The sequence below is a fragment of the Lentzea sp. JNUCC 0626 genome, assembly GCF_043632865.1.
Classification (GTDB): Bacteria; Actinomycetota; Actinomycetes; order Mycobacteriales; family Pseudonocardiaceae; genus Lentzea.
The window spans coordinates 5,926,735-5,948,066 of the sequence record NZ_CP171635.1 but is presented as its reverse complement, the minus strand read 5'-3'; the positions used below and the strand labels follow the sequence as shown (position 1 = coordinate 5,948,066).

At 68.1% G+C, this 21,332-nt stretch carries 29 protein-coding genes; 16 read left to right on the top strand and 13 right to left on the bottom strand.

Annotated elements, in window-relative coordinates:
• Positions 1-2 precede the first annotated feature (2 nt).
• A complete protein-coding gene (locus JNUCC0626_RS26810) occupies positions 3-437 on the bottom strand; it encodes a Fur family transcriptional regulator (RefSeq protein ID WP_394613530.1) in 435 nt (144 codons plus the stop codon).
• 67 nt (positions 438-504) lie between these two features.
• Positions 505-1,899 carry a PLP-dependent aminotransferase family protein gene (locus tag JNUCC0626_RS26805; protein ID WP_394613529.1) on the bottom strand — a complete coding sequence of 465 codons (1,395 nt, stop codon included), beginning with the start codon at positions 1,897-1,899 and terminating at the stop codon, positions 505-507.
• Here JNUCC0626_RS26805 and JNUCC0626_RS26800 point away from each other — a divergent pair.
• A complete protein-coding gene (locus tag JNUCC0626_RS26800; RefSeq protein WP_394613528.1) occupies positions 1,898-2,830 on the top strand; it encodes a DMT family transporter in 933 nt (310 codons plus the stop codon). The genes JNUCC0626_RS26805 and JNUCC0626_RS26800 overlap by 2 nt on opposite strands.
• On the opposite strand, the gene JNUCC0626_RS26795 is transcribed toward JNUCC0626_RS26800, so the two are convergent.
• From JNUCC0626_RS26795 to JNUCC0626_RS26775, 5 genes are all read right to left on the bottom strand, one after another.
• Positions 2,775-3,401, bottom strand: coding sequence for a hypothetical protein (locus JNUCC0626_RS26795; protein ID WP_394613527.1), 627 nt, complete (start codon positions 3,399-3,401; stop codon positions 2,775-2,777). The genes JNUCC0626_RS26800 and JNUCC0626_RS26795 overlap by 56 nt on opposite strands.
• Before the next feature lie 18 nt (positions 3,402-3,419).
• Positions 3,420-4,055 carry a hypothetical protein gene (locus tag JNUCC0626_RS26790; RefSeq protein WP_394613526.1) on the bottom strand — a complete coding sequence of 212 codons (636 nt, stop codon included), beginning with the start codon at positions 4,053-4,055 and terminating at the stop codon, positions 3,420-3,422.
• Positions 4,052-4,363 carry a hypothetical protein gene (locus JNUCC0626_RS26785; RefSeq protein ID WP_394613525.1) on the bottom strand — a complete coding sequence of 104 codons (312 nt, stop codon included), beginning with the start codon at positions 4,361-4,363 and terminating at the stop codon, positions 4,052-4,054. Before JNUCC0626_RS26785 ends, JNUCC0626_RS26790 begins: the two co-directional genes overlap by 4 nt.
• Complete coding sequence (locus JNUCC0626_RS26780; RefSeq protein WP_394613524.1) at positions 4,360-5,106, bottom strand: hypothetical protein; 747 nt, start codon at positions 5,104-5,106, stop codon at positions 4,360-4,362. Before JNUCC0626_RS26780 ends, JNUCC0626_RS26785 begins: the two co-directional genes overlap by 4 nt.
• A gap of 75 nt (positions 5,107-5,181) precedes the next feature.
• Positions 5,182-5,862: a Crp/Fnr family transcriptional regulator gene (locus JNUCC0626_RS26775; protein WP_394613523.1), complete on the bottom strand. Its 681-nt coding sequence runs from the start codon at positions 5,860-5,862 to the stop codon at positions 5,182-5,184.
• Between the two features lie 117 nt (positions 5,863-5,979).
• On the opposite strand from JNUCC0626_RS26775, the gene JNUCC0626_RS26770 reads away from it, so the two are divergent.
• The 5 genes from JNUCC0626_RS26770 to JNUCC0626_RS26750 all read left to right on the top strand — a co-directional run bounded on the left by JNUCC0626_RS26770 (position 5,980) and on the right by JNUCC0626_RS26750 (position 8,678).
• Positions 5,980-6,696 carry a Crp/Fnr family transcriptional regulator gene (locus JNUCC0626_RS26770; RefSeq protein ID WP_394613522.1) on the top strand — a complete coding sequence of 239 codons (717 nt, stop codon included), beginning with the start codon at positions 5,980-5,982 and terminating at the stop codon, positions 6,694-6,696.
• A 99-nt stretch (positions 6,697-6,795) separates the two neighbouring features.
• Positions 6,796-7,335: a hypothetical protein gene (locus JNUCC0626_RS26765; RefSeq protein ID WP_394613521.1), complete on the top strand. Its 540-nt coding sequence runs from the start codon at positions 6,796-6,798 to the stop codon at positions 7,333-7,335.
• A 53-nt stretch (positions 7,336-7,388) separates the two neighbouring features.
• Positions 7,389-7,931, top strand: a complete 543-nt coding sequence (locus JNUCC0626_RS26760) for a DUF6939 family protein (RefSeq protein ID WP_394613520.1) — start codon at positions 7,389-7,391, stop codon at positions 7,929-7,931.
• A 43-nt stretch (positions 7,932-7,974) separates the two neighbouring features.
• Positions 7,975-8,322 (top strand): MmcQ/YjbR family DNA-binding protein, encoded by a 348-nt coding sequence (locus tag JNUCC0626_RS26755; protein ID WP_394613519.1) that lies wholly within the window; start codon positions 7,975-7,977, stop codon positions 8,320-8,322.
• Positions 8,319-8,678, top strand: a complete 360-nt coding sequence (locus JNUCC0626_RS26750) for a VOC family protein (protein ID WP_394613518.1) — start codon at positions 8,319-8,321, stop codon at positions 8,676-8,678. The genes JNUCC0626_RS26755 and JNUCC0626_RS26750 overlap by 4 nt, the downstream gene beginning before the upstream one ends.
• A 6-nt stretch (positions 8,679-8,684) precedes the next feature.
• On the opposite strand, the gene JNUCC0626_RS26745 is transcribed toward JNUCC0626_RS26750, so the two are convergent.
• Entirely contained in the window at positions 8,685-9,551 is an 867-nt protein-coding gene (locus JNUCC0626_RS26745; protein ID WP_394613517.1) for a serine hydrolase, read from the bottom strand.
• Positions 9,552-9,700: 149 nt separating this feature from the next.
• Here JNUCC0626_RS26745 and JNUCC0626_RS26740 point away from each other — a divergent pair, with 149 nt between their 5' ends.
• Genes JNUCC0626_RS26740 through JNUCC0626_RS26730 form a run of 3 tightly spaced genes read left to right on the top strand, consistent with a single transcriptional unit; the run spans position 9,701 to position 11,285 of the window.
• A complete protein-coding gene (locus JNUCC0626_RS26740; RefSeq protein WP_394613516.1) occupies positions 9,701-10,123 on the top strand; it encodes a hypothetical protein in 423 nt (140 codons plus the stop codon).
• 53 nt (positions 10,124-10,176) lie between these two features.
• The gene (locus JNUCC0626_RS26735) at positions 10,177-10,344 is read left to right on the top strand and encodes a helix-turn-helix transcriptional regulator (protein ID WP_394622109.1); all 168 of its coding nucleotides are present in this window, start codon (positions 10,177-10,179) and stop codon (positions 10,342-10,344) included.
• Positions 10,341-11,285 (top strand): NAD(P)-dependent alcohol dehydrogenase, encoded by a 945-nt coding sequence (locus JNUCC0626_RS26730; RefSeq protein ID WP_394613515.1) that lies wholly within the window; start codon positions 10,341-10,343, stop codon positions 11,283-11,285. Before JNUCC0626_RS26735 ends, JNUCC0626_RS26730 begins: the two co-directional genes overlap by 4 nt.
• Here the strand turns inward: JNUCC0626_RS26730 and JNUCC0626_RS26725 are convergent.
• Complete coding sequence (locus tag JNUCC0626_RS26725) at positions 11,243-12,424, bottom strand: amidohydrolase family protein (RefSeq protein WP_394613514.1); 1,182 nt, start codon at positions 12,422-12,424, stop codon at positions 11,243-11,245. The genes JNUCC0626_RS26730 and JNUCC0626_RS26725 overlap by 43 nt on opposite strands.
• A gap of 31 nt (positions 12,425-12,455) precedes the next feature.
• Complete coding sequence (gene ribA / locus JNUCC0626_RS26720; RefSeq protein ID WP_285637906.1) at positions 12,456-13,094, bottom strand: GTP cyclohydrolase II; 639 nt, start codon at positions 13,092-13,094, stop codon at positions 12,456-12,458.
• 92 nt (positions 13,095-13,186) lie between these two features.
• On the opposite strand from ribA, the gene JNUCC0626_RS26715 reads away from it, so the two are divergent.
• Genes JNUCC0626_RS26715 through JNUCC0626_RS26700 form a run of 4 tightly spaced genes read left to right on the top strand, consistent with a single transcriptional unit; the run spans position 13,187 to position 16,284 of the window.
• Positions 13,187-13,597, top strand: coding sequence for a 6-pyruvoyl trahydropterin synthase family protein (locus JNUCC0626_RS26715; protein ID WP_394622108.1), 411 nt, complete (start codon positions 13,187-13,189; stop codon positions 13,595-13,597).
• Positions 13,575-14,546, top strand: coding sequence for a glycosyltransferase family 4 protein (locus tag JNUCC0626_RS26710; RefSeq protein ID WP_394613513.1), 972 nt, complete (start codon positions 13,575-13,577; stop codon positions 14,544-14,546). The genes JNUCC0626_RS26715 and JNUCC0626_RS26710 overlap by 23 nt, the downstream gene beginning before the upstream one ends.
• On the top strand, positions 14,543-15,322 hold the full coding sequence (locus JNUCC0626_RS26705) for a class I SAM-dependent methyltransferase (protein WP_394613512.1): 780 nt from the start codon (positions 14,543-14,545) through the stop codon (positions 15,320-15,322). The genes JNUCC0626_RS26710 and JNUCC0626_RS26705 overlap by 4 nt, the downstream gene beginning before the upstream one ends.
• Entirely contained in the window at positions 15,322-16,284 is a 963-nt protein-coding gene (locus JNUCC0626_RS26700; RefSeq protein ID WP_394613511.1) for a lysylphosphatidylglycerol synthase transmembrane domain-containing protein, read from the top strand. Before JNUCC0626_RS26705 ends, JNUCC0626_RS26700 begins: the two co-directional genes overlap by 1 nt.
• On the opposite strand, the gene JNUCC0626_RS26695 is transcribed toward JNUCC0626_RS26700, so the two are convergent.
• Both JNUCC0626_RS26695 and JNUCC0626_RS26690 read right to left on the bottom strand, forming a co-directional pair.
• Entirely contained in the window at positions 16,198-16,893 is a 696-nt protein-coding gene (locus tag JNUCC0626_RS26695) for a creatininase family protein (protein ID WP_394613510.1), read from the bottom strand. The genes JNUCC0626_RS26700 and JNUCC0626_RS26695 overlap by 87 nt on opposite strands.
• On the bottom strand, positions 16,880-17,857 hold the full coding sequence (locus JNUCC0626_RS26690; protein ID WP_394613509.1) for a zinc-dependent alcohol dehydrogenase: 978 nt from the start codon (positions 17,855-17,857) through the stop codon (positions 16,880-16,882). Before JNUCC0626_RS26690 ends, JNUCC0626_RS26695 begins: the two co-directional genes overlap by 14 nt.
• A gap of 41 nt (positions 17,858-17,898) precedes the next feature.
• On the opposite strand from JNUCC0626_RS26690, the gene JNUCC0626_RS26685 reads away from it, so the two are divergent.
• Both JNUCC0626_RS26685 and JNUCC0626_RS26680 read left to right on the top strand, forming a co-directional pair.
• Positions 17,899-18,633: a CDP-alcohol phosphatidyltransferase family protein gene (locus tag JNUCC0626_RS26685; RefSeq protein WP_394613508.1), complete on the top strand. Its 735-nt coding sequence runs from the start codon at positions 17,899-17,901 to the stop codon at positions 18,631-18,633.
• The gene (locus JNUCC0626_RS26680) at positions 18,626-19,027 is read left to right on the top strand and encodes a DoxX family protein (protein WP_394613507.1); all 402 of its coding nucleotides are present in this window, start codon (positions 18,626-18,628) and stop codon (positions 19,025-19,027) included. Before JNUCC0626_RS26685 ends, JNUCC0626_RS26680 begins: the two co-directional genes overlap by 8 nt.
• Here the strand turns inward: JNUCC0626_RS26680 and JNUCC0626_RS26675 are convergent.
• Entirely contained in the window at positions 19,008-19,670 is a 663-nt protein-coding gene (locus tag JNUCC0626_RS26675; RefSeq protein WP_394613506.1) for a RibD family protein, read from the bottom strand. The genes JNUCC0626_RS26680 and JNUCC0626_RS26675 overlap by 20 nt on opposite strands.
• Before the next feature lie 85 nt (positions 19,671-19,755).
• On the opposite strand from JNUCC0626_RS26675, the gene JNUCC0626_RS26670 reads away from it, so the two are divergent.
• The gene (locus tag JNUCC0626_RS26670; RefSeq protein WP_394622107.1) at positions 19,756-21,330 is read left to right on the top strand and encodes a sulfatase-like hydrolase/transferase; all 1,575 of its coding nucleotides are present in this window, start codon (positions 19,756-19,758) and stop codon (positions 21,328-21,330) included.
• Positions 21,331-21,332 lie beyond the last annotated feature (2 nt).

Here is a 21,332-nt window from a genome sequence, read left to right as displayed (position 1 = left end):
GTTCAGGAACTTTTCGCGGCGGTCGTGCACTCGGGGCAGGAGCCCCAGTAGATGACCTCGGCCTCGTCGATGACGAACCCGTGGTCGTCGGATGCGTCCAGGCATGGCGCGTGGCCGACCGCGCAGTCGACGTCGGCGATGGCGCCGCAGGATCTGCAGACGACGTGGTGGTGGTTGTCCCCGACGCGCGCCTCGTAGCGGGCGACCGAGCCCTGGGGTTCGATCTTTCGCAGGAGGCCGGCTCCGGTCAGCGCGCGGAGCACGTCGTACACGGCCTGGTGGGAGACCGCGCCGAGGTTCTGACGCACGACACCGATGATCGAGTCCGTGTCGGCGTGCGGGTGGGCGTGCACCGCGGACAGCACAGCTATCCGCGGAGCCGTCACCCGAAGCGACGCTCCACGCAACAAGCGCTCGAAATCGGAAGCCGTGGGCACGGCAGCCACCCTGCCGTCTTTTCTGGATTGAGTCAAGTTAACGAACGATGCAATTCACTCGAAGTGGTCATCTCCGCACAGTGGACACGGCGTGGGCGAGGCGCCGGACTCCTTCTGCGAGCACGTGTTCCGGTGCGCCGCCGTAGGTCAAACGAAGAAAACTGCCCGGCGGTTCAGCGGCGAACCACGACCGTCCCGGAACGACGACGACATCGCGTGCCGCCGCGGCCGCCGTCAGCTCCAGATCGTCCACACCGTCGGGGAGGGTTGCCCACAGGTGCAGGCCGCCGGACGACCTGGCGATCTCGAACTCGGGCAGGTGCTCGGCGACCGCGCGCGTCAGAGCGTCCCGCCTGGTCCTCAACGACTGCTGGAGCGTGCGCAGGTGCCGCCGCCAGACGGGGGAGGTCACGAAGTCGATCGCCGCCTCCTGCAACGGCCCGGCGACGTACAGGTCCTGTCGGGACCGGGTGTTCTTGAGTCTCGTGCCCGCAGGGCCGCGGGCACCGATCGCGGCGACGCGCAGACCGGGCGCGGCGACCTTGGTGAGCGAGCGGACGTAGACGACGTGGCCGTCGGTGTCCTGCGAAACGAGCGTCGGCGGGGCGGTGCCGTCGATCGTGAAGCCGCGCGCCCAGTCGTCCTCGACGAGGAACGCGCCTGCCCGGCGGACGATCCGCATGACCTCCGTGCGGCGTTCGTCGGACAGCACGGCGCCGTGCGGGTTCGCGTGCAACGGCTGGCAGTAGAAGACCTTCGCGCCGGTGCGTTCGAACGCGGCCTGGAGCAGGTCGGGGCGGACACCGTCCTGGTCCGCGGGCACGGGGACGACCTTGAGCCCCGCGTCGCGGGCGGCCGCGATCGCGCCGAGGTAGGTGGGTGACTCGACGAGCACGGCGTCACCGCGCTCGCCGAGACCGCGGAACACGGTCGCGAGTGCTTCCTGGGCACCCGCGCAGACGGTGATGTCGCCTGCCCTGAGTTCGCCGCCCGCCTCCTTGGCGAACCACGCGCGCAGCTCCTCCTTGCCCTCGACCGGCACGCGGCCCCAGCTCGCCGGGCGGCGTGCCGCACGGCTGAGCGCGGCGCCGAGCGCGTCGGTCGGCTGCAGGTCGGGGTCGAGGTAGCCGCTGGTCAGCGGGATGGCCTCGGGTTTGGGCACCGCGACGAGGTTCGCCACGAGGTCCTCACCGGGCCTGCCCTCGCCAAGCGCGACGGCCTGCCACGAGAGGTCGTGGCTCGCCGTCGTGGCGCGCTGGGCGACGTAGCTGCCCCGGCCGGGCCGCACCTCGACGAGACCTTCCGCGGCGACGCGCTGGATGGCCTGCTGGACCGTCGCGGGCGAGGCGCGGTGCCGTGCCATCAGGTCGCGCACCGAGGGCATGCGGTCGCCGGCGCGACCGGCACGTGCCGTTGCTCTCAGGTCCTCGATAACGCGGACGGCTGCGTTATCCTCATTCATGAGAGCCAAGAGTAACGTTATCGTGCCAGCGGGGGTAACACTCGGCGCGCTCGGCGTGCTGGGGTTCAGCTTCTCCCTGCCGGCGACCCGGCTGGCCGTGGCAGGTCTGGACGCGTGGTTCGTCGCGTTCGGACGCGCGTTCGTCGCCGGCCTGCTGGCGATCGGCTACCTGGCGTTATCGCGCGCACCGCTGCCGTCGGCAGCACAGGTCCGCCGTCTGCTCATCGTCGCGCTCGGCATCGTGATCGGGTTCCCGCTCTTCACGTCGCTGGCTCTCACCACGCAGACCTCGGCCCACGGCGCCGTCGTGATCGCCGTGCTGCCGATGTCCACGGCGATCTGGGCCGTGGCGCGGGCGGGGGAACGCCCGCCTCTCGCGTTCTGGCTCGCCAGCGGCGCCGGACTGCTCGCGGTGCTGGCGTTCGTGGCCACCGGTGGCGGTTTCTCCGGCTCGCTGAGCCTCGCCGACGCGTACCTGCTGATCGCCGTTGTGCTGTGCGGCCTGGGTTACGCAGAGGGCGGCGCGCTCTCCCGTGAGCTGGGTGGCGCGCGCACCGTCTGCTGGGCGCTGGTCGTCTCGCTGCCGGTGACCATCCCGGTCTCCTTGTACACAGCGGACTTCTCGCGCGCCGACACCGTCGTGTGGCTCAGTTTCGCTTACGTGGCACTGATCTCGATGTTCCTGGGCTTCTTCGCCTGGTACGCGGGCCTGGCCGCGGGTGGAGTCGCCAAGATCGGCCAGATCCAGCTGGCCCAACCCGTCCTGACGCTGGTGTGGTCGGCATTGGTGCTCGGCGAACCGGTCGGCTGGCCCGCTCTCGCTACCGCAGCGGTCGTGCTCGTCTGCGTCGTGCTGACGCAGCGCAGCCGCGTGCCTAGCGGTGGTACGCCTCGAAGTACGCCCGAGATCGTGCGAGCGCCACGGCCATGAGCTTGATCGTGTCGGCCTTCGAGATCCCGAGGTTGATGATGAAGTGCACGGTCACGTTGTTGGTGTCGCGGCAGACCATCCCGGTGTTCAGCGAGTGATCGAGGAAGTCGCGCAGCCAGAAGCACTCCCGGACGGTGCTCGGCTTCCGTCCGGTGTACTCCTCCAGGATGTCCTTCTCCTCGGCGAACGCCTTCAGGCTGTCGTACAAGGGTGTTGCGTCTGAGCGGTCCGTCCTGGTCGCGGCCACCATGCCCTTTCCCGAGTCGATGTCCTCGATGTGGGAACGGCAGTCCCGCGCCTCGTGCTCGTCGTCGTAGCCTTCCTGGTGCCGGAACTCCCGGCCCATCAAGGCGTGCACGACGGGCCAGTCCATCACCTCACACGCGAGAATGGCGTTGTGCGGCAAGCCGTCCCTGCCCTTGGGGAGGTTCGCGACCTCCTGCGGCTTCAGCGTGATCTGCGCCGGGGCGATGATCTCGGGCAACTCGGGGTCGGGCGGCCCGACGGCGATCGTGCCGCACGCGGTCGTCGTCACGGCGAGCAGCGCGCACGTGAGCAAACGAATGTTCATGGCCTGCTCCGTTCGAGATCAGCGCCGGGCGAGGCCGGAGAGCTTCATGTTCGGTGCCTGTCCGCAGGTGTACTGGCCGTTCTGCATGATGAACGGGTCGCCGGCGCGCTCCGCGTCGCCCGCGTCCAGGTAGATGCGCTTCAACGTCGCCAGCTGGGTGGGCTGGTCGGCGGCGAGGAAGTCGCGGCAGGTGTGGTTGCCGGTGAGCACCGAAGAGGTGCCGGGGGTGCTCGGCTCGTCGGTGCCCAGGTTGTTGATCACCGTCTTGCCGACCAGGAACAGGGCCACGACCGCCACACCGGCGACGAGGATGCCGCCGTAGTTGGTCTTCTTGTGCTGGGTGTGCCTGCTCTGGTCGACGTCGCGACCGGCGATCACGCCGTTGCCCGACGCGGTGATCGACCCGCCGGCCGAGATCGTGGTGCCGGTGGTGGCGAGCTGGGCGGTGACCGAGCGGCGGAAGGCGGGGTCGTCGTCGAGCAGCTCGATGACGCGGTCGAGCAGGGTCGTGCGGTTCACGCCGACGATCTGCACGTGGTGCTGCACGAGGATGCGGTGCAGCGCCTGGGCTCGCTTCTCGTCCTCTGGGGAGAGGTAGCCGAGCGGGAGCTGGCCGACGAGGTCGACGACCGTGAACGCGGTGTCCTTGTTCACAGGCCCGCCGCCAGGGCGAGGCAGTAGACCGCGTCATCGGGTTCGTGCTTGAGCTCGATGCCACCGAACGACCGGCCGTTCGGGCAGCTCTGCTCGTAGTCGAGCACGGCGGTGATCTTGTACACCGGGTTCGTGAACGATCCCGGGTCGATCCCCTTCTTGGTGGGGCAGTCGGTGCTGGTGATGTCGGTGCCGCCCAGGGACGTGCGGGTGTGCACGCACTCGCCGACCTTGTGCTTGGTGTCCAGCAGGCCACAGCCAGACGCGGTCAGGGTGATGACGAAACCCAGTGCCAGCAGCCTTCTCATTGGTTGTCCTCTCGTCTGAGCCACCGAGGATCGCGGTGGCTTTCCGTCGTGATCACGTCGCGTCCGGCGAGAACGCCGTTCTCGACCTTGATGTCCCCGCCCGCGCTGATGCGGGCGCCGTTGTGCTGTGCCACCGCGGGTTCGGGCGACACGGGTGGTGGTGCGGCCGGTGCGGGCGTCGCGGCTCCTGGCACGTGCAGCCATGCCCGCACGCTGGTCTCCTTCACTCGCACCTCGACGGGGTGGAACGCGCGGCCGGCCATTCCCGGGTAGTCGTGGCGCACCGTGCTCTCGTACAAGGAGTCCGACACCATGACGACGCAGCGCGCGGTCGACCCGGCCAGTGCGTCGCGCAACTCGCGCGAGTCGAGCAGCCGGAACGGCAGGATGACGTCCGATCCGGCGAAACCCTTGGCATCGCGGTGGATCTCGCCACCGTGTGCGGCGATGCGCACCTCCAGGCCGGTCCCGTCGGCGTTGACGGGGGCGTTGGAGATGCGGTGCACCAGTTCGGTGAGGACGGAGCCCAGGACGGTCGTCTTCGGCACCGATGCCGGCACGACGACGAGGATTCCGTCGCCGCGATCCTCGTGTGCGCAGTCCTCCCAGCGCACACCGCCGTGATCGAACGACTCGGCCACGATGCGGTACAGCGTCTCCCGAGTGGACAGCATCGTCTCGTTGCGCTGACCGCTGAAGGACCGGACGTCGAACGTGAGCACCAAGCCGGGAAGGGGATCCATGCCGGTTACTGCAACATCCCGCCCGACTGGGTGGCGCGACTTCTGCGTCACGTGCGGCACTGGGGCCACCAACCGTTATGTCGCGCGGAGAGCCGCGAGATCGTGCACCACGACCACACCGCGGCGATCGGTCGAGATGAGACGTCGGCTGCGCAACGTGCGCAACGCCCGCACGACCGATTCCCTCGAGAGTCGCAGCTGTTCGGCGAACGCCGACTGGGAGCCGATCGGGATCCGCAGCAGCCCGTGCTCGTCGCCCCGCACCTGCCCGGCCAGGTGCACCAGTGAGTCGACGACGCGCGTGAACGCGTCGTTCGCCTGGTTCTGCAGGAGTCGGTCTGCCTCCTGCAGCCGTTCGGACACCACGGCACACAACGCCAGCACCGCGTGCGGGAACCGCGCGAAGAGGCCCTCGAGTTCCTGCTTGCCGAGCAGGATCGCCCTGACGTTCGTGTCCGCGAGGACGGCGCCTGGCCGCGCGCTCGCGTCGATCACCGCCTGCTCGCCGACGATGTCGCCCGCCCAGCGCATCCCGACGACCTTCCGCTCGTCGTCGACGATGCGCACCCGTCCGCTGTAGATAACGGCGGCCCACTTGCTCCGGTCGCCGGCGGAGATCAGCTCGGAGCCCTTGGCGAAGTACCGGAATTGCGCGTTCGCCGCGAACGCCGTTCTTTCCACTTCGGTGAGGCGGTGCCAGAAACTGCCGTCGCGATGTTCCCGGGTCACCGAGGTGACGACTTGGGTGGCTGTCATGTTCGGTCCTGATCGTTCGGTGAGTGCGGCAATCCCAGTCATCGCTCGGATCAGGCGATGTGTGACGCAGTTGCTCCTGTCGTGTGAACACCCGTATGTTTTCGTTGCGTTTCGGTGATGGCCAACGATGTGCATGCGGGTTTGCCCGCTGGCGAAGGAAGTGGACATTTGCGCACTCCCGAATTGGACATCGTCACGAGAGAACAGCGCGCGGACAGCTTCTGGTGCCGGCTCACCCAGCCGGAACGCACGATGATCGCGTCGGCCGGCAAGGAGGTGTTGATCGACCGGAAGCAGGCGGTGATCAAGGCGGCTGCCCGCAGATCGGAGGTGATGGTCCTGCTCAGCGGCAGGGTGCGCGTCATGAGCGAGGACGGCGAACGGGTCATCGCCGTGCGGGGATCAGGTGACATCATCGGCGAACTGGCATTTTTGGACAAAGGCGTCAGGTCTGCCACCGTCATGGCGGCGACGAAGGTGCGCGCTCTTGTTTTGACGCGGGAGAAGTTCGACGACGTCATCTCGGTGCGTCCCGGTGTGCTACGTCTTCTCAGTGCGGTCGTGTCGACCCGATTGCGCGAATCCGATGCCAACCTGCTCGAACGCGGTGGCGGTGCGGCAGCCAAGGTGACGCGATTTCTGTTCGAGCACGCGACGGTCCATCCGGTCGTCTACATCGGATCGCAGGCGGAACTGGCCAAAGAACTGGAAATCTCGCGTTCGTCGGTAGGTCGCGCATTGGCACAACTGAAGCGGAATAATCTCGTCTCCGTAGACAGGTCACGCATCTCGATCCGCGATCTGGGTGAGCTGGGGAAGCAGGTCGTGCCATAACGAAAACCGACGTGAGTGCCGCACGTGACGCACTGCGGCCAGTCGGCGCCCGTCTCCGGTGGTGGAGTGGCGGGGACTGTCGACCAGAGGGAGACGAACGTGCAGCCACAGTCCGGAATGCCCCCGCGTGACGAGGAGTCCGGTGCGGGGATCTCCGCAGGCGGTTCGATCAACGCGAGCGGGAACGGCACCATCGCGGGACGCGACGTCCGCAACAGCCACAACAAGAAGGTCAACTTCGGCGGGATCCTGGTGGCCGCTGTCGCGATCGTCGCCCTGTTCTTCGCCGGCAAGGCTGTGATCGTCAACATGACCGGGGACAGCGGTGCCGCCGACAGCACCGAGGTGACCTCGAAAGCGGTCGGGACCTGGACCGCGTCGGACGGCACCGGCACGAAGACGTTCGGTGGCAACGGCGCGCAGTGCGACGGCTTCTACTACCACCAGGGCAAGCCGCTCGACATCGGCGGGCCGATGAGCTGCACGCTGTCCTCCGCGCCGGACGCGCAGAACCGCTACTCGCTGATGGTGAAGCAGGGGCCGAACCAGGCGACCTTCAAGATCGAGTTCGACCAGGCGGACCACGCGGTGGTCTACGGCTCGAACGGCGCGAAGCTGTACGAGCTCACCAAGTTCTGAGTCCACGCCCCGCACCGCCGAAAATTGTCAGACCCTCCTGCCATCCTCGACCCATGCCGATCGAAGTCGCGAGCAAGCGTCGCAAGGTGAAGCGCCCGGACGCGGTGGTCATCGACGTGACCTCCCGCGGCCCCGACCCGTGGGTGCGCTTCAGCCCGTTCTACCCGCACGGCCAGATCCCGGTGCCGCTGTCGCCGGGCGTGACGAGCGAGTCCGTCGAAGGTCTCTGGCAGGCGCTGAAGGTCTTCGAGGGAGCCGACGTCGACCCGTCGAAGCTCGCCGTCACCTCCATGAAGGGGTTGAAGCGCACGGTCCGCCGGTTCGGGTCGGTGCGCGGCCACCGCGCGGGGCTGGAGGGCGAGCGGCTGCTCGACTACCGGACGGCCCGGCAGGAGATCTACTTACCGGCGTACCGCTGGGTGCTGGAGCAGAGGTTGCGGGCCGAGGTGGAGCAGTTGCGCGAGTTGGCGGAGACCGCCGACGTCGTGCTGCTCGACTACACGACCAACGGTGACGTCGAGGACCTCAGCACGCCGTTGTCGCACGCCGCCTTGGTCGCCGATCACGTGAGGAGGATTGCCGCTCACACGTCCTGAAAGCCGGATTTATACTTTCTGCCTTCGGCTTTGGGGGTCGGTAGTGGCGACGACGAACAAACAGCTCTTCAAGATCGTGGACGGGCTCGCCGAGGCGACTCGGTCCTCCGGGCAGCAGCACGACACGTTCCGCGTGCGCGGCAAGGTGTTCGGGTACTACTGGCCGCGCACGCAGACGGTCGGGCTGAAGCAGACGCTGTCCGAGCAGTTGGCTCTGGTGGCGGAACGGCCCGACGTGTTCGAGGTGCAGTTCACGGCCGGCGGGTTCGGGTGGGTCGTGGTGTACCTCGAGGGTGTCGAGGCCGACGAGGTGAACGAGCTCGTGTTCGAGGCGTGGCGGTTGTCGGCGCCCGAGGAACTTGTTGCCGCGGTGCCGGATCTCGCGCGATGAGGCGGGTCAAGTTCGAGGTGCCCGCGGACGACCTGGAGCGGGCCACGGCGTTCTACCGCGAGGTGTTCGGGTGGTCGGCGCAGCGGTTGCCGTTCGACTACGTGCTGGTCAACGCCAGCGGTGAGGCTGTCGACGTCGAGGACGCCGATGGTGGGATCTCGCCGCGCACCGAGTTCGTGCGCGGGCCCGTGCTGATCATCGACGTGGACAGCGTCGACGACACGGCGCGCAAGGTCGTGGCTGCCGGTGGTGAGTTGCTCAACGACAAGGAGCAGGTGGGGGAGTTCGGGTTCTCGCAGTACGTCAAGGACAGCGAGGGCTCCGTGCTCTGCCTGTGGGAGTCACCAGAGTCCTGAGTGGACTCAGCGGAAGAGGATTCGGGTCAGTTCGGTGTCGGTGGCGCGGCCTTCGTCGTAGGCGCCTTCGCCCTTGAGGTTGTTCATGATGGCCAACGTGTAGCGGGCGTCGGTGCCCACGAAGCCGACCGAGTTCATCACCCAGCCGCCGTCTTCCTCCGACCAGCCGTTCTTCGCGCCGGCGTCCGGGCCCCAGACGCCCCACTGCTGTTCGGGGCCCACCTGGCGCATCTGGCCGGTGATGTAGTCGCGGTCGTCGGCGGGGACCTGGTCGAGGACGTAGTTGATCAGGCGGTCCAGGTCGTTGGCCGTGCACTTCTCGAAGCCCCAGTAGGGGAACGCCGAGGAGTAGCCGCGCTGGGGGACCAGTTCGGTCATGCCGTACTTGCCGAACGCCGCGTTGAAGGTGGCGCCGCCGTAGCGCTTCCACAGGGTGTCGGCCGCGTTGTCGTCCGAGCTGTGCAGCATGGCGGTCATCAGGCGGCGGTCCTCGCTGCTGAGCTTGATGACGCCGTTGCGGTGGCGTTCCAGCAGGTTCACGACCATGGCGAGCTTGATGGTGGAGGCGGTCCACGTCATGTCGCCGGCGTGGGAGTTGCGCCAGATCGCGCCCGTCTTGCGGTCGCGCAGCACGAAGCCGACCGATCCTGGCCTGGTCTCGGCGTAGTCCTGGGCCGCCTTCAGCTTCTTCTGGAAGTCGCACTCGAAGCCACTGTCGGGCAGCGGGCAGACCTCGGGCGTCGCGACCAGGGGCGCTGCGGCCGGGGTGTGCGACGGGGGCTGCGTGCGCGCGACGGCGGGTGGTTCCGCCGTCACTGCGTGGCCGCAGGCCGTGAGGGCAAGCGCGCACGCAACAAGGATCGGACGGAGCATGCGCCGCACGCTAATGGGTCCGATCGGAGGTAGTCGACCGCCATCCGGACGCGTCGATCATCAAGCGGGCGAGTCAAAGATGTTTGACACGGTGTCCAAGTAGCTTTACCTTGGTCGTGTCAGGTTTCTTTGACATCAGGAGCGGGACCATGGCGTTCGAGGAAAAGCGGGCGTGGGCCCTGGCGGTCATCTCCCTGGTCGGTTATGGCGTGTACGTCGTGCTTGTCCTGAACGGCAGACCGGACGGACCGTTGAGTGACGCGCCTTACATCGGCGCGATGCTGTGGACGATCGGGTTCGGCATCGTCGCGGGCATCGTGTCGGGCATCTGGTTCGGCATCGCCTCCCGCAACGACGGGTTGCAGGCCGACGAACGAGACCAGGAGATCGCCCGGTTCGGCGACCACGTCGGGCAGTCGTTCGTCGTCATCGGCGGCATCTCGGCGATGGCCCTCGCGATGGTCGAAGCGCCCTACTTCTGGATCGCCAACGTCCTCTACCTGTGCTTCGTGCTGTCCGCGGTGCTCGGATCGATGGCGAAGCTCGCGCTCTACCGGCGGGGAATGCTGTGAAGCCCACGAAAGTCACGAACTCCATCCGCGCGCTGCGGTTCGCGCACGACGAGATGAAGCAGGCCGACCTCGCCTCGGCCATCGGCGTGACGCGGCAGACGTTGATCGCCATCGAGCAGGGCAAGTACTCGCCCTCGCTGGAGGTGGCCTTCAAGATCGCGCGCGTGTTCAAGGTGTCGCTCGAAGACGTGTTCCAGTACCCGGAGGAGGAAGAGCTGTGAAGGCTGTCGTGCAACGAAGATACGGATCGGCGGTGCTCGGTGACCTCGATGTGCCTGTGCCTGGGAAGGGCGAGGTTCTGCTGGAGGTGCGGGCGGCGGGCGTCGACATGGGCGTCTGGCACATCCTCACCGGCAGGCCGTACCTGTTGCGGATCCTCGGGTTCGGCTTCCGCGCACCGAAGGCGATCGTGCCGGGACGCGACGTCGCCGGTGTCGTGACGGAGGTCGGGCCGGGCGTGACGGAGTTCCACCTCGGCGACGAGGTGTTCGGCACGTGCGAGGGGTCGTTCGCCGAACACGCCGTCGCTCCGGTCACGAGGCTCGCCCGCAAGCCGCACAACGTCTCGTTCTCCGAGGCCGCGGCGGTACCGATCTCCGGCGGAACGGCACTCCAGGGACTGCGTGAAGTCAAGGCGGGGCAACGGGTTCTGGTGCTCGGCGCGGGCGGGGGAGTCGGTTCGTACGGCGTGCAGATCGCGAAGGCGATGGGTGCGCACGTAACGGCCGTGTGCAGCACACGCAAGGTCGAACTGGCCAGGCAACTAGGTGCGGACGAGGTCTTCGACTACACGGTCGCCGACTTCAGCGGCACCTACGACCTGATCCTCGACTGCGGCGGCGCCAGGCCGTTCGGCAGGTTGCGCAAGGCGACCAACGACCGCGGCCGGATCGTGCTCGTGGGCGCGGAGACCGGTGGGAAGATCACCGGCGGCTTCCACAAGATGATGGCCGCGCCCGTCCTGAACCTGTTCTCCTCCAAGAAGCTCGTCCCGCTGATGTCGGCGGAACGCGGTGACATCTTCGACGAGCTGCGCGTCCTCGTCGAGAACGGTGACGTCAAACCCGCCGTGGACAAGGTCTTCCCGCTGTCCGAAGCGCTGAACGCGGTGGACCACGTCTACTCGCGACGGTCGGTCGGCAAGACGGTCGTCGCGATCTGACCACCGATCACCACGGTCCCCACGTGGTGCAACGCCGTGATGTCCCGCATGGGATCTCCTTGCACGGCAATCACATCCGCGTCCCAGCCGGGGCGCAGCATCCCCTTGCTCACCCCCAACGCCCGCGCCGCCTGACTCGTGGCGCTCGCGAGCACCGCCGCGTTGGGCATGCCGGCGTCGACCATGTTGCCGAGGGCGTGAGCGGAGATCCCGTGCGCCTTGCCAGGGCCGATGCCGCCGTCGGTCCCGGAGACGGTGCGCACGCCGTGGTCGTACATCCGGCCGACCGCGGCGATCTTCGCGGCGATGCTCATCCCGACGCGTTCGAACGCCTCCCTGATGTGGGGAGGCGGGGCGAGGGTCGCACCGAGCGTGTGGCAGACGGCGATGTCGGCCTCCGCCAGCGCGTCCATCAGTTCGACGGGGATCACCATGGCCCCGCCGGACAGGCACGTGCAGTGCTCGATGCCGTCGACGCCCGCGGCCACGGCGTGCTGCACGGCCGTGAGGCTGTGGGCGTGGGCGGTCACCGGGAGGCCGAGCGAGTGGGCCTCCTCGACCACCACGCGCAGTTCGTGCTCGGTGAACTGGCAGTCGTCGACGATCGTGCCGGGGGTGGCGAACCCGCCGCTGGCCATGATCTTGACGACGTCGACCCGGTGCTCCGCGCGCTCGCGCACGGCACGGCGGAGCGCCTCGTCGCCGTCGGCCTCCCCGCCCATCGACCAGCAGTGGCCGCGCGGGCTCGTGATGGGAGGCCCGGAGGCGAGGACGCGCTGCCGGTGGCGGTCGCGCTGGTCCGTCACGGCCCACGAGCGGTCACCGAGGTCGCGCACGGTGGTGACGCCTGCCCGGAGGTGGCGGGCGAGGCCGTCGGCGATCACGTCGTCCAGGTGTTCGGGCGTGAACGACGGCAACCGGTCGAGGGCGTCGACGCTGTTGTCCCCGCACAGGTGGACGTGGGTGTCGATCAGTCCCGGTAGGACGGTGGCGGTGCCGAGGTCGACCACCTCGGCACCGGCGACGTCGGGATGACCCTGCTCGACGGCCTTGATCTTCCCGCCCTCGGTGACGACCGTGACGGGACCGGCGATCGACCGCTCACCGTCGAACGCACGCGCAGCACGCAGCGCCAGCATCGGCACATTCTGTGCTTCGCGTGCCGGATAATCAACGGTCAGCGGCGTGCGGCAGGGTGAAGGAGTCGACCTGCGGCAGGTCGTGCCCGAGCCGGTCGCGCTTGGCCGTCAGATACGCGATGTTGTGCTGGTTCGGCGTCATCAACGACGGCACGCGCGCTGTCACCGGAATGCCGTTGGACTCCAAAGCCGCGATCTTGTCGGGGTTGTTGGACATCAGCCGTACGGACTGCACGCGCAGATGCTTCAGCACGCGCGCTGCAGGCGTGTAGTCACGCACGTCGACGGGCAGGCCGAGCGAGGTCGCCGAGTCCAACGTGTCCAGTCCCTCGTCCTGGAGCACGTGCGTCCGGATTTTCGCCACCAGCCCGATGCCACGGCCTTCGTGCCCGCGCAGGTACACGAGGATTCCGCTGCCCTCACGCACGATGGTGTTCAACGCCGCGTCGAGCTGCTCGCCGCACTCGCACCGCATCGCTCCGAAGATGTCACCGGTCATGCACTCGGAGTGAATGCGCACGAGGACGTTCTCGCGCAGCTTCGTCTTGCCGTACACCAAAGCCATGTGTTCGCTGCCGTCCGCGCGGAACGCCACTGCGCGGAAAGTGCCACGGCGGGTCACCAGGTCGGACTCCGCCACGTCTTCGTCACTGAAGGCCTGTTCGAACATCTACGGTCCCCTTGTCACCTGGCGCCTTCCGAACGTGCAGCTACGCTCGGATGGAGGTCGCACCGTAACCCGACCGCACAGCGGAGGTCATCCTGTTCAGCATCACCGTCCGCGATCACGTGATGATCGCGCACAGTTTCCGCGGCGAGGTCTTCGGTCCAGCACAACGTCTGCATGGAGCAACGTTCCTGGTGGACGCAACGTTCAAACGGACTGAGCTCGATTCGGACAACATCGTCGTCGACATCGGACTCGCCACCCAGGAGCTGAACAAGGTCCTGGCCGTCTTCAACTACCGCAACCTGGACGAAGAGTCCCAGTTCGCGGGCATCAACACGTCCACGGAATGGCTCGCGAAGCACATCGCCGACCAGCTGGCGGACAAGATCGCCGAAGGTGCTCTCGGTGAGGGCGCTCACGGGATCGATGCGATCGCCGTCACACTCCACGAGTCACACGTGGCGTGGGCCGGCTACGAACGTGCACTTCGTCCTTCCGGCTGACGTCGAGGATCCGGGCAGTCCCAGCGGCGGCAACGTCTACGACCTGCGCGTGAGCGCCGGCATGACCCGTCTGACCGTCGCTGGTGACTGGCCGCGTCCAGCCGACCCCACCGCGTTGGAGCAAGCGCTTGCGGCGATCCCGCACGGAGACGTCGTGCTCCTCGACGGTCTCGTGAGCTGCGGACTACCCGAGATCGTGGTCCCTCACACACGTCGGTTGGAAATCGCCGTCCTCGTCCACCTGCCCCTGGCCGACGAGACCGGACTCGACCCCGCCACCGCCGCCCTCCTGAACGACAAGGAAGGGCAGGTCCTGAGGGCCGCGCGTGCAGTCATCGCGACGAGTCCGACGGCCGCCAGGAACATCGCCGAACGGCACGGCCTCAGCGAGGTCCACGTCGTCGTTCCCGGCACCGATCCGGCCCCGCTCGCCCACGGCACGGACGGCGTCCACCACCTGCTCTGCGTCGCGTCCATCACACCCCGCAAAGGCCACGACCTGCTGGTCAGAGCGTTGCGGACGATCGACCGCGACTGGCGGCTGACGTGTGTGGGCCCGCACCGGCCATTCCTGCGCGAACTCCCGCGCGACGCCCGCGTCAGCTTCCCCGGTCCACTCGCCGGCGAGGCTCTGACCAGCGCATACACCAGTGCCGACCTCTTCGTGCTGGCCTCCCGCGCCGAGACGTACGGCATGGTCGTCACCGAGGCCCTCGCGCACGGTCTGCCGATCATCGCGAGTGCTGTTCCGGACGCGCTGGGAGACGGCGGCCTGCTGATTCCGGCCGGGGATGAAAGTGCATTGGTAGCTGCACTAACGCGCTGGTTTGAAGATCAGGATTTCCGGGCCGATCTGCGGTCCAGAGCACTCGCCAGGCGGGCTCGACTGTCCACTTGGGAGCGATCCACAGAGGACCTGCGGAGGGTGCTGGCTACGCTCCGGCCATGACCTTCGCCCCGGAATGGCTGGCACTGCGGGAAAACGCCGACGCACAGGCACGCTCGACCGAGCTCGCCGACGACGTCCGCGAAACTCTGGTGAACCGAAACCCCCTGACGATCCGTGACCTCGGTTGTGGCACGGGATCGATGGGACGATGGCTCGCCGGCAGGCTCGGCGGCGTACAGCACTGGGTGCTGCACGACCGCGACCCCCGGCTGCTCGGGCTGGCGGAGGCCAGCATGAGCGCGCTGCCGAACGTCACCGCCGAAACGCGGGAGGGCGACCTCACGTCCCTGACAGCCGCCGATCTCGCGGGTGCTGACCTGGTCACTTGCTCCGCACTGCTCGACTTGCTCACTACTGACGAGATGAACGCTCTGGCGGTTGCATGCGTAGAAGCACATGTGCCCGCTCTGTTCACGCTCTCGGTGGCAGGCCGAATCGACATCGATCCGGCCGAGCCGCTCGACGCCGCCTTCCAGGACGCGTTCAACGCTCACCAGCGCCGCGTCGTGGACGGGCGCCGTCTGCTCGGACCTGATGCACCAGCTGCTGCTGAAGAGGCATTCGTGGCAGCCGGCGCTTCGGTTCGGACGGCTTCGAGCCCCTGGCGCATGAACGGCGACGCACTTCAGCAGGAATGGCTGAAGGGCTGGGTCGGTGCCGCGGTGGAGCAGGAACCCGCACTCGCCTCCGAGGCCTCCGAGTACCTGCGTCGCAGGTCAACAGCCTCCGCGGTGGTCCACCACGTCGACCTGCTGGCACTACCGGGAGCTGTGTGATGAAGAAGTTCTGGCCTTGGCTTCGCCTGCTGCTGGCGGCCGGGATCCTCGTGGCGCTGGGCGTTCGCCTGGGCACCGGGGCGTTCCTCGACGGACTGCGCGCCATCGACGCGTTCTCCGTGGCCGCCGCGCTGGCGATCGGGCTCGTGACGACGGTGCTCAGCGCGGGTCGCTGGGTCCTCGTCGCGCGCCGCCTCGGCCTGCCGCTGACCATGAAGAACGCGGTCAGCGACTACTACCGCGCCCAGCTCGTCAACGCCGTGCTGCCCGCCGGCGTGCTCGGCGACGTGCACCGCGCGGTCAACCACGGCCGTGAGTCCGGCGACGTCGGACGGGGCGTGCGCGCCGTGTTCTTCGAGCGCATGGCGGGCCAGGTCGTGCTCATCGGGATCGGGCTCGCGGTGCTGCTCACGCACCCCGCGCCCGGCCTCGACCTCGAGCTCAGCGGCACCACCGTCGCGGCGATCCTCGCCGGTCTGGCCGTTGCCGTCGTGATCGGCTGGAACATCCGCCCGGTGCGGAAGGCCCTGGTCAACACCCTGGCCGACGGCATCAGGCTGCTGTCGTTCAAGACGTGGCCCGCGGTCATCGGACTGTCGGCCGCGACGGTCGCCGGGTACGTGGCGATGTTCCTGGTGGCCGCCCGCGCCGCCGGGTCGGACGCCACGGTCACCCAGCTCGCGCCGGTCGTCGTGCTGGCGCTGCTGATCATGGCGATCCCGGTCAACATCGGCGGGTTCGGCCCGCGCGAGGCGTTCCTCGCTGTGGCGTTCGGGGCCGCCGGTCTCGGTGCCGCGCAGGGCTTCACCACGGGCATCGTCTACGGCGTGCTGGCGCTCATCGCCGCTCTGCCCGGCGCGGTCGTGCTGTTCCTGTCACGCCGGGCCAGGGCCGAAGAGGTCCAGGTAGTGACGGAACGAGTCGACGAGTCCCGTGAGCAGGAGCTCGCCCTTGCGCGCTGACGCGAGCGAGGGCCGCCCGATGACGCCGGACTCCGTGTACGGAGCCAGACCCAGGGTGAGCATGTGCCGCCGGTCCTCAGCCAGGTGGTCGGCGGTTTCGTAGCCAGGACGGATCAGATCGGGGTGGGCGTGCAGCAGGATCGAGGTCTCCAGCTCACCCGCGTGCATGTCGCTGTACGCCGAGGTCTCGATGCCGGCCTTCTCCCGCGCGAACGCCCAGTCGTCGCGGCCGGGGAAGAGGGCCAGGCCCTCGCCCTCCTGCACGACGTTCGACAGCACGTAGTTGCCGCCGTGGCCGTTGACCAGCACCACGTGCGTGACTCCTGTGCGCCGCAAGGACTCGGCGATGTCGTCGACCACTGAGATCAACGTCCGCGCGGAGATGCTGACGGTGCCCGGCCAGTCGGCGTGCTCCTGCGAGCACGAGAACTGGATCGGCGGCAGCAGCCGGACCTCCGGGTACCGCTCGGCGATCGCCGACGCGATGGTCCACGCGATCACCGAGTCCGTCGCCAGCGGCAGGTGCGGGCCGTGCTGCTCGGTGCTGCCGACCGGGAGCACGGCCACGCTCTTACCGCGGACGTCGACCGTGGTGTCACTCGGAAACATGGTCCCGACCGTAGTCAATCCGGTGGCACAGCGCCGGAATCTCACCGTCCGCGAGCTTCGGCACGACCTCGGGCAGTTCCTCGAACGGGCTGTGGCCCGTGATGAGCGCGTCGAACCTGGCGTCGGCCAGCAGGTCGAGCGCGACCGCCATGCGTTCGGCGTAGGTGCGGTCGGGACGGCCGACCACGCCGACCTGACTGCTGCGGATCGTGAGCCGCCGCGAGTGGAAGAACTCGCCCAGCGGCACGGAGATCTTCCGGTCGCCGTACCAGCTCAGCTCGATCACCCGGCCTTCCGGCGCGAGCAGGTTCAGCGCGGTGGACAGCCCCGCCTCGGTCGCACTCGCGTGGAACACCAGATCGCATCCGTCGAGCGCGTTGCCCGGAAGCGCGAAGCCGACACCGAGCTTTCGGGCAACTTCCTCCCTGGCGGGGTCGGCGTCGACGAGTTCGACGCGGGTTCCGGGGAACGCCGCCAGCACCGCCGCGACGCTCGAGCCGACCATGCCGCCACCGACGACCGCGATCCGGTCACCGATCAACGGCCGTGCGTCCCACACGGCGTTCACTGCGGTCTCGACGGTGCCCGCCAGCACCGCGCGTTCGGCCGGAACCGCCTCCGGCACGAGCGTGACCGACGTTTCCGGGACGACGTACCGAGTCTGATGTGGATAGAGGCAGAACACGGTGCGGCCCTTGAGGTCCCCGTTCTGCACGACGCCCACGTTGAGGTAGCCGTACTTCACCGGCCACGGGAAGTCGCCCTCCTGGAACGGCGCGCGCATCACCGCGTGCTGGTTCTCCGGCACGCCACCGCGGAACACCAGGGTCTCCGTGCCGCGGCTCACCCCCGAGAACAGCGTGCGCACCTCGACCTCACCGGGACCGGGCTCGGCCAGTGTGACCTGCCGAACTTCCCCTTTTCCCGATTCATTGAGCCAAAAGGCACTCGCCGTACGTGTCACTCACAACACCTCCGCCGCACGAAGTTCGTTAGGGGCACCTGATGATCACACTTCAGCACACCAGGACGGCACCCGTCCTGCGGGAGCCTGCCATCTGGGCCGGGTTCCAGGTCCTCGCGCTGGCCGTGGTCGGTGCCACCGCCGGTCTCGGTCCGCTCGGCTGGGCCGCCGGTCTCGCCTACGGCTTCGCCACCTGGGCGTTCCTCGGCTACGGCATGCAGCGCCATCGCGTCTTAGCTCTCGGCCCGGCTGACCGTGTGACGCTCGCCCGCGGTCTGATGGTCGGCGCGGTGACTGCTCTGGTGGCCGACCGCGCAGGTCAGGACGTTCCGGTCGCGCTGGTCGTGACGTTGGCGGCGGTCGCGTTGTCACTCGACTGGGTGGATGGTCAGGTCGCTCGCCGCACGGGCACCTCGACCGCGCTGGGCGCCCGGTTCGACATGGAGGTCGACGCGTTCCTGATCCTGGTGCTGAGCGCGTACGTGGCCGTCCACCTGGGCCCGTGGGTGCTCGCGATCGGCTTGATGCGGTACGTGTTCGTGGCCGCGTCGTGGCGTCTGCGCTGGATGAACGCGCCGCTGCCGGCCAGCTACGCCCGCAAGGTCGTCGCTGCGGTGCAAGGGATCTTCCTCGTGGTGGCGGCGTCCGGGCTGCTGCCGTTCGCGGGCGTGCTCGTTGGTCTCGCGTTGGCATCGTTGGTGTGGTCGTTCGGTCGCGATGTGTTGTGGCTGTACAACAACGCGCCCGTTTCGGTGGGAGAATCCCGCCATGTCTGAGCAGACCTCTACCGCGGCGAAGATCGGCAACGTCGTCGTCTGGATCCTGCAGATCGTGCTCGCCGTGGAGTTCGTGCGGAACGGCTACTCGCTGTTCACCGACCAGTTCGTCGCGAAGTTCGACGACATCGGGTTCGGCCAGTGGTTCCGCTACCTCACCGGCACCCTGGAGATCGCGGCCGCGATCGGCCTGCTCATCCCGCGCATCTGCGGGCTGGCGGCGCTGGCGCTCGCGGGCATCATGGCCGGCGCGGCGTTCACCGAGGTGTTCCTGGTGACCAACGGCGGCTTCAAGGGCGCGATGTGGCCGTTGATCTACGTCGGGTGGGCGCTGGTGATCGCCGCGTACCGCCGCGAGCAGATCCTCGGGGCGCTCAAGCTCGTTCGGAAGTGACTTTCGGGAAGTAGCGGAGCACCGCGACGTCCCCGACTTTCGTGACGTCCTCCAGGTGGAATCGGCGTGCCGGTCCACCGGGGAATTCGGCGGGATTCACGAAACGCGGGGCCGTCGCCTGTCCGATCAGCATCGGCGCCACCGCGACCCTGATCTCGTCGGCCAGTCCGGCTCGCAGGAACGCCGTGTGAATGCTCGTGCCACCTTCGACCATGAGCTTTCTCACGCCGCGCGCGCCGAGATCGTCGAGAATCTCTGAGAATTCGCTGAAGGTTTTGGTTTCGGTGAGGTGGTCGACCGTCGTCCTGGCGGTCTGCGTGTAGACCAGACTGGCGCCGCCGCAGTGCCAAAACCGCAGCTCAGGGTCGAAGTCGCCACTCCTCGTGACGGTGACCCGCAGCGGGAGTTCGGGTTTGCCGTCGGCTATTCTCCGCGCACGCCGTTCGTCGCTGTAGACGAGCAGCCGCGCGTTGTCGCGGCGCAACGTCTCGGCCCCGGCCAGAATCGCGTCCGACTCCGCACGCATACGGTCGACGTGGTCGAAGTCCTCGGCGTTCGAAAGCGGAAACCTCTCGGTGCCGCGGTCGTCGATGTGGCCGTCGAGGCTGACGGCGACGCTCAGCAGAACGTGCGGGCGAGTCACGAACCCGATGGTAGAGCAGTTGAACCGGCCACGGGCCGCGCCGCGTTTACCTCATAGGGTTCGGGAAAGGGGAGTCTCGGTGAGGATGTTGCTGCGGCGGACGGTCACGGTGCTGGCCGGCCTGTTCGTGTTGTTCGTGCTCATCGCCCCGAACGACCTGGAGAAGTTCTCGTGGGAGGCGTTCCTGCGGGTGCCGCTCGAGGGCCTGATCGGCGTCATGGTGCTGGTGCTGCTGCCGGACCGCTACCGCAAGCCGTTCGCTGTGGTGGGCGGTGTCGCTCTGGGGATCTTCACCGTCGTGAAGATCATGGACATCGGCTTCGACATGGTCCTGTACCGGCCGTTCGACCTCGTGCTGGACTGGCCGTTGCTGGTGCCCGCCATCGACTTCGTGGACGTGACGTTCGGCCGCTTCGCCTCCGTGCTCGCCATCGGCCTGGCCGTCGCTCTGGTCGTCGGCATCGTCTGGCTGGCCGCGCTTTCCGTGCTGCGCCTCAGTTCCGTCGCCGCCGGACGCCGCCCCGTGGCGATCCGCGCCGTCGCTCTCGTCGCCGTGGCGTGCGTTTCGCTTGCGGTTCCCGGGATTCCCGTCTACTCCGACGCCGCCGCGACCTCTCTCGTCGACCACGCGCGGCGCGTTCAGGCCGGTCTGCACGACCAGGAGGTGTTCGCCGCCGAAGCCTCGGTCGACGCGTTCCGCGGTCACCCCGACCTGCTGTCCTCGTTGCAGGGCAAGGACGTCGTCTTCACGTTCGTGGAGAGCTACGGCAAGTCCGCCCTCGACATGCCCGACGTCGCCGCGAAACTCGCTTCCGGCAACGACCGTCTGAAAGCGGCCGGGTATTCGGCCCGCTCGGCCTACCTGACCTCGCCGACCGCCGGTGGCGGCAGCTGGATGGCACAGGCGACCCTGTTGTCCGGCCTGTGGATCGACAACCAGCAGCGCTACCGCAACCTCGTCGCCTCCGACCGCCTGACCCTGCCCCGCGCGTTCCGCGAATCTTCGTGGCGCTCGGTCGGCGTGGTCCCGGGCATCACCCAGGCCTGGCCGGAGGGCGACTTCTTCCACTACAACGAGATCTACGCCGCCCAGGACCTCGGGTACGCCGGGCCGCGCTTCGGTTACGCGACGACGCCCGACCAGTTCACCCTGGAATCGTTCCAGCGCAACGAACGCGCCAAGGCCACCGGCCCCGTGATGGCGGCGATCCCGATGGTCTCGTCGCACGCGCCGTGGTCACCGACCCCGGACTTCGTGGACTGGGACAAGATCGGCGACGGCTCGATCTACGGCACCATGCCCGCCTCGAACGACCCGCCGGAGTCCATCTTCGGCCGCGACCCCAACGCGGTGCGCGCAGACTACGCGCACTCGATCTCGTACTCGCTCGAGTCCGTCATCTCGTACCTCGAGAAGTACGGCGACGAGAACCTGGTGATGGTGTTCCTCGGGGACCACCAGCCGGCGCAGATGGTGACCGGCGAGGGGGCCTCGCGGGACGTGCCGATCACCATCGTGGCCAAGGACCCCGCCGTGCTGGAGAAGGTCGCCGACTGGAAGTGGGACGAGGGGATCCGGCCGGGAGGAACGGCACCGGTGTCGCGGATGAGCGACTTCCGGGACCAGTTCCTGTCGGCCTTCAGCCCGCCCAAGCCCTAGGC

Coding starts and splice junctions, on each gene's coding strand:
- JNUCC0626_RS26770 (WP_394613522.1), top strand. CDS start 5,980: ATGGCCAACGATGTGCATGCGGGTTTGCCCGCTGGCGAAGGAAGTGGA.
- JNUCC0626_RS26670 (WP_394622107.1), top strand. CDS start 19,756: ATGTTGCTGCGGCGGACGGTCACGGTGCTGGCCGGCCTGTTCGTGTTG.
- JNUCC0626_RS26705 (WP_394613512.1), top strand. CDS start 14,543: ATGACCTTCGCCCCGGAATGGCTGGCACTGCGGGAAAACGCCGACGCA.
- JNUCC0626_RS26700 (WP_394613511.1), top strand. CDS start 15,322: ATGAAGAAGTTCTGGCCTTGGCTTCGCCTGCTGCTGGCGGCCGGGATC.
- JNUCC0626_RS26795 (WP_394613527.1), bottom strand. CDS start 3,401: ATGAACATTCGTTTGCTCACGTGCGCGCTGCTCGCCGTGACGACGACC.
- JNUCC0626_RS26695 (WP_394613510.1), bottom strand. CDS start 16,893: ATGTTTCCGAGTGACACCACGGTCGACGTCCGCGGTAAGAGCGTGGCC.
- JNUCC0626_RS26745 (WP_394613517.1), bottom strand. CDS start 9,551: ATGCTCCGTCCGATCCTTGTTGCGTGCGCGCTTGCCCTCACGGCCTGC.
- JNUCC0626_RS26805 (WP_394613529.1), bottom strand. CDS start 1,899: ATGAATGAGGATAACGCAGCCGTCCGCGTTATCGAGGACCTGAGAGCA.
- JNUCC0626_RS26800 (WP_394613528.1), top strand. CDS start 1,898: ATGAGAGCCAAGAGTAACGTTATCGTGCCAGCGGGGGTAACACTCGGC.
- JNUCC0626_RS26750 (WP_394613518.1), top strand. CDS start 8,319: ATGAGGCGGGTCAAGTTCGAGGTGCCCGCGGACGACCTGGAGCGGGCC.
- JNUCC0626_RS26760 (WP_394613520.1), top strand. CDS start 7,389: ATGCCGATCGAAGTCGCGAGCAAGCGTCGCAAGGTGAAGCGCCCGGAC.
- JNUCC0626_RS26775 (WP_394613523.1), bottom strand. CDS start 5,862: ATGACAGCCACCCAAGTCGTCACCTCGGTGACCCGGGAACATCGCGAC.
- JNUCC0626_RS26735 (WP_394622109.1), top strand. CDS start 10,177: ATGAAGCAGGCCGACCTCGCCTCGGCCATCGGCGTGACGCGGCAGACG.
- JNUCC0626_RS26780 (WP_394613524.1), bottom strand. CDS start 5,106: ATGGATCCCCTTCCCGGCTTGGTGCTCACGTTCGACGTCCGGTCCTTC.
- JNUCC0626_RS26725 (WP_394613514.1), bottom strand. CDS start 12,424: ATGCTGGCGCTGCGTGCTGCGCGTGCGTTCGACGGTGAGCGGTCGATC.
- JNUCC0626_RS26785 (WP_394613525.1), bottom strand. CDS start 4,363: ATGAGAAGGCTGCTGGCACTGGGTTTCGTCATCACCCTGACCGCGTCT.
- JNUCC0626_RS26680 (WP_394613507.1), top strand. CDS start 18,626: ATGTCTGAGCAGACCTCTACCGCGGCGAAGATCGGCAACGTCGTCGTC.
- ribA (WP_285637906.1), bottom strand. CDS start 13,094: ATGTTCGAACAGGCCTTCAGTGACGAAGACGTGGCGGAGTCCGACCTG.
- JNUCC0626_RS26685 (WP_394613508.1), top strand. CDS start 17,899: ATGATCACACTTCAGCACACCAGGACGGCACCCGTCCTGCGGGAGCCT.
- JNUCC0626_RS26740 (WP_394613516.1), top strand. CDS start 9,701: ATGGCGTTCGAGGAAAAGCGGGCGTGGGCCCTGGCGGTCATCTCCCTG.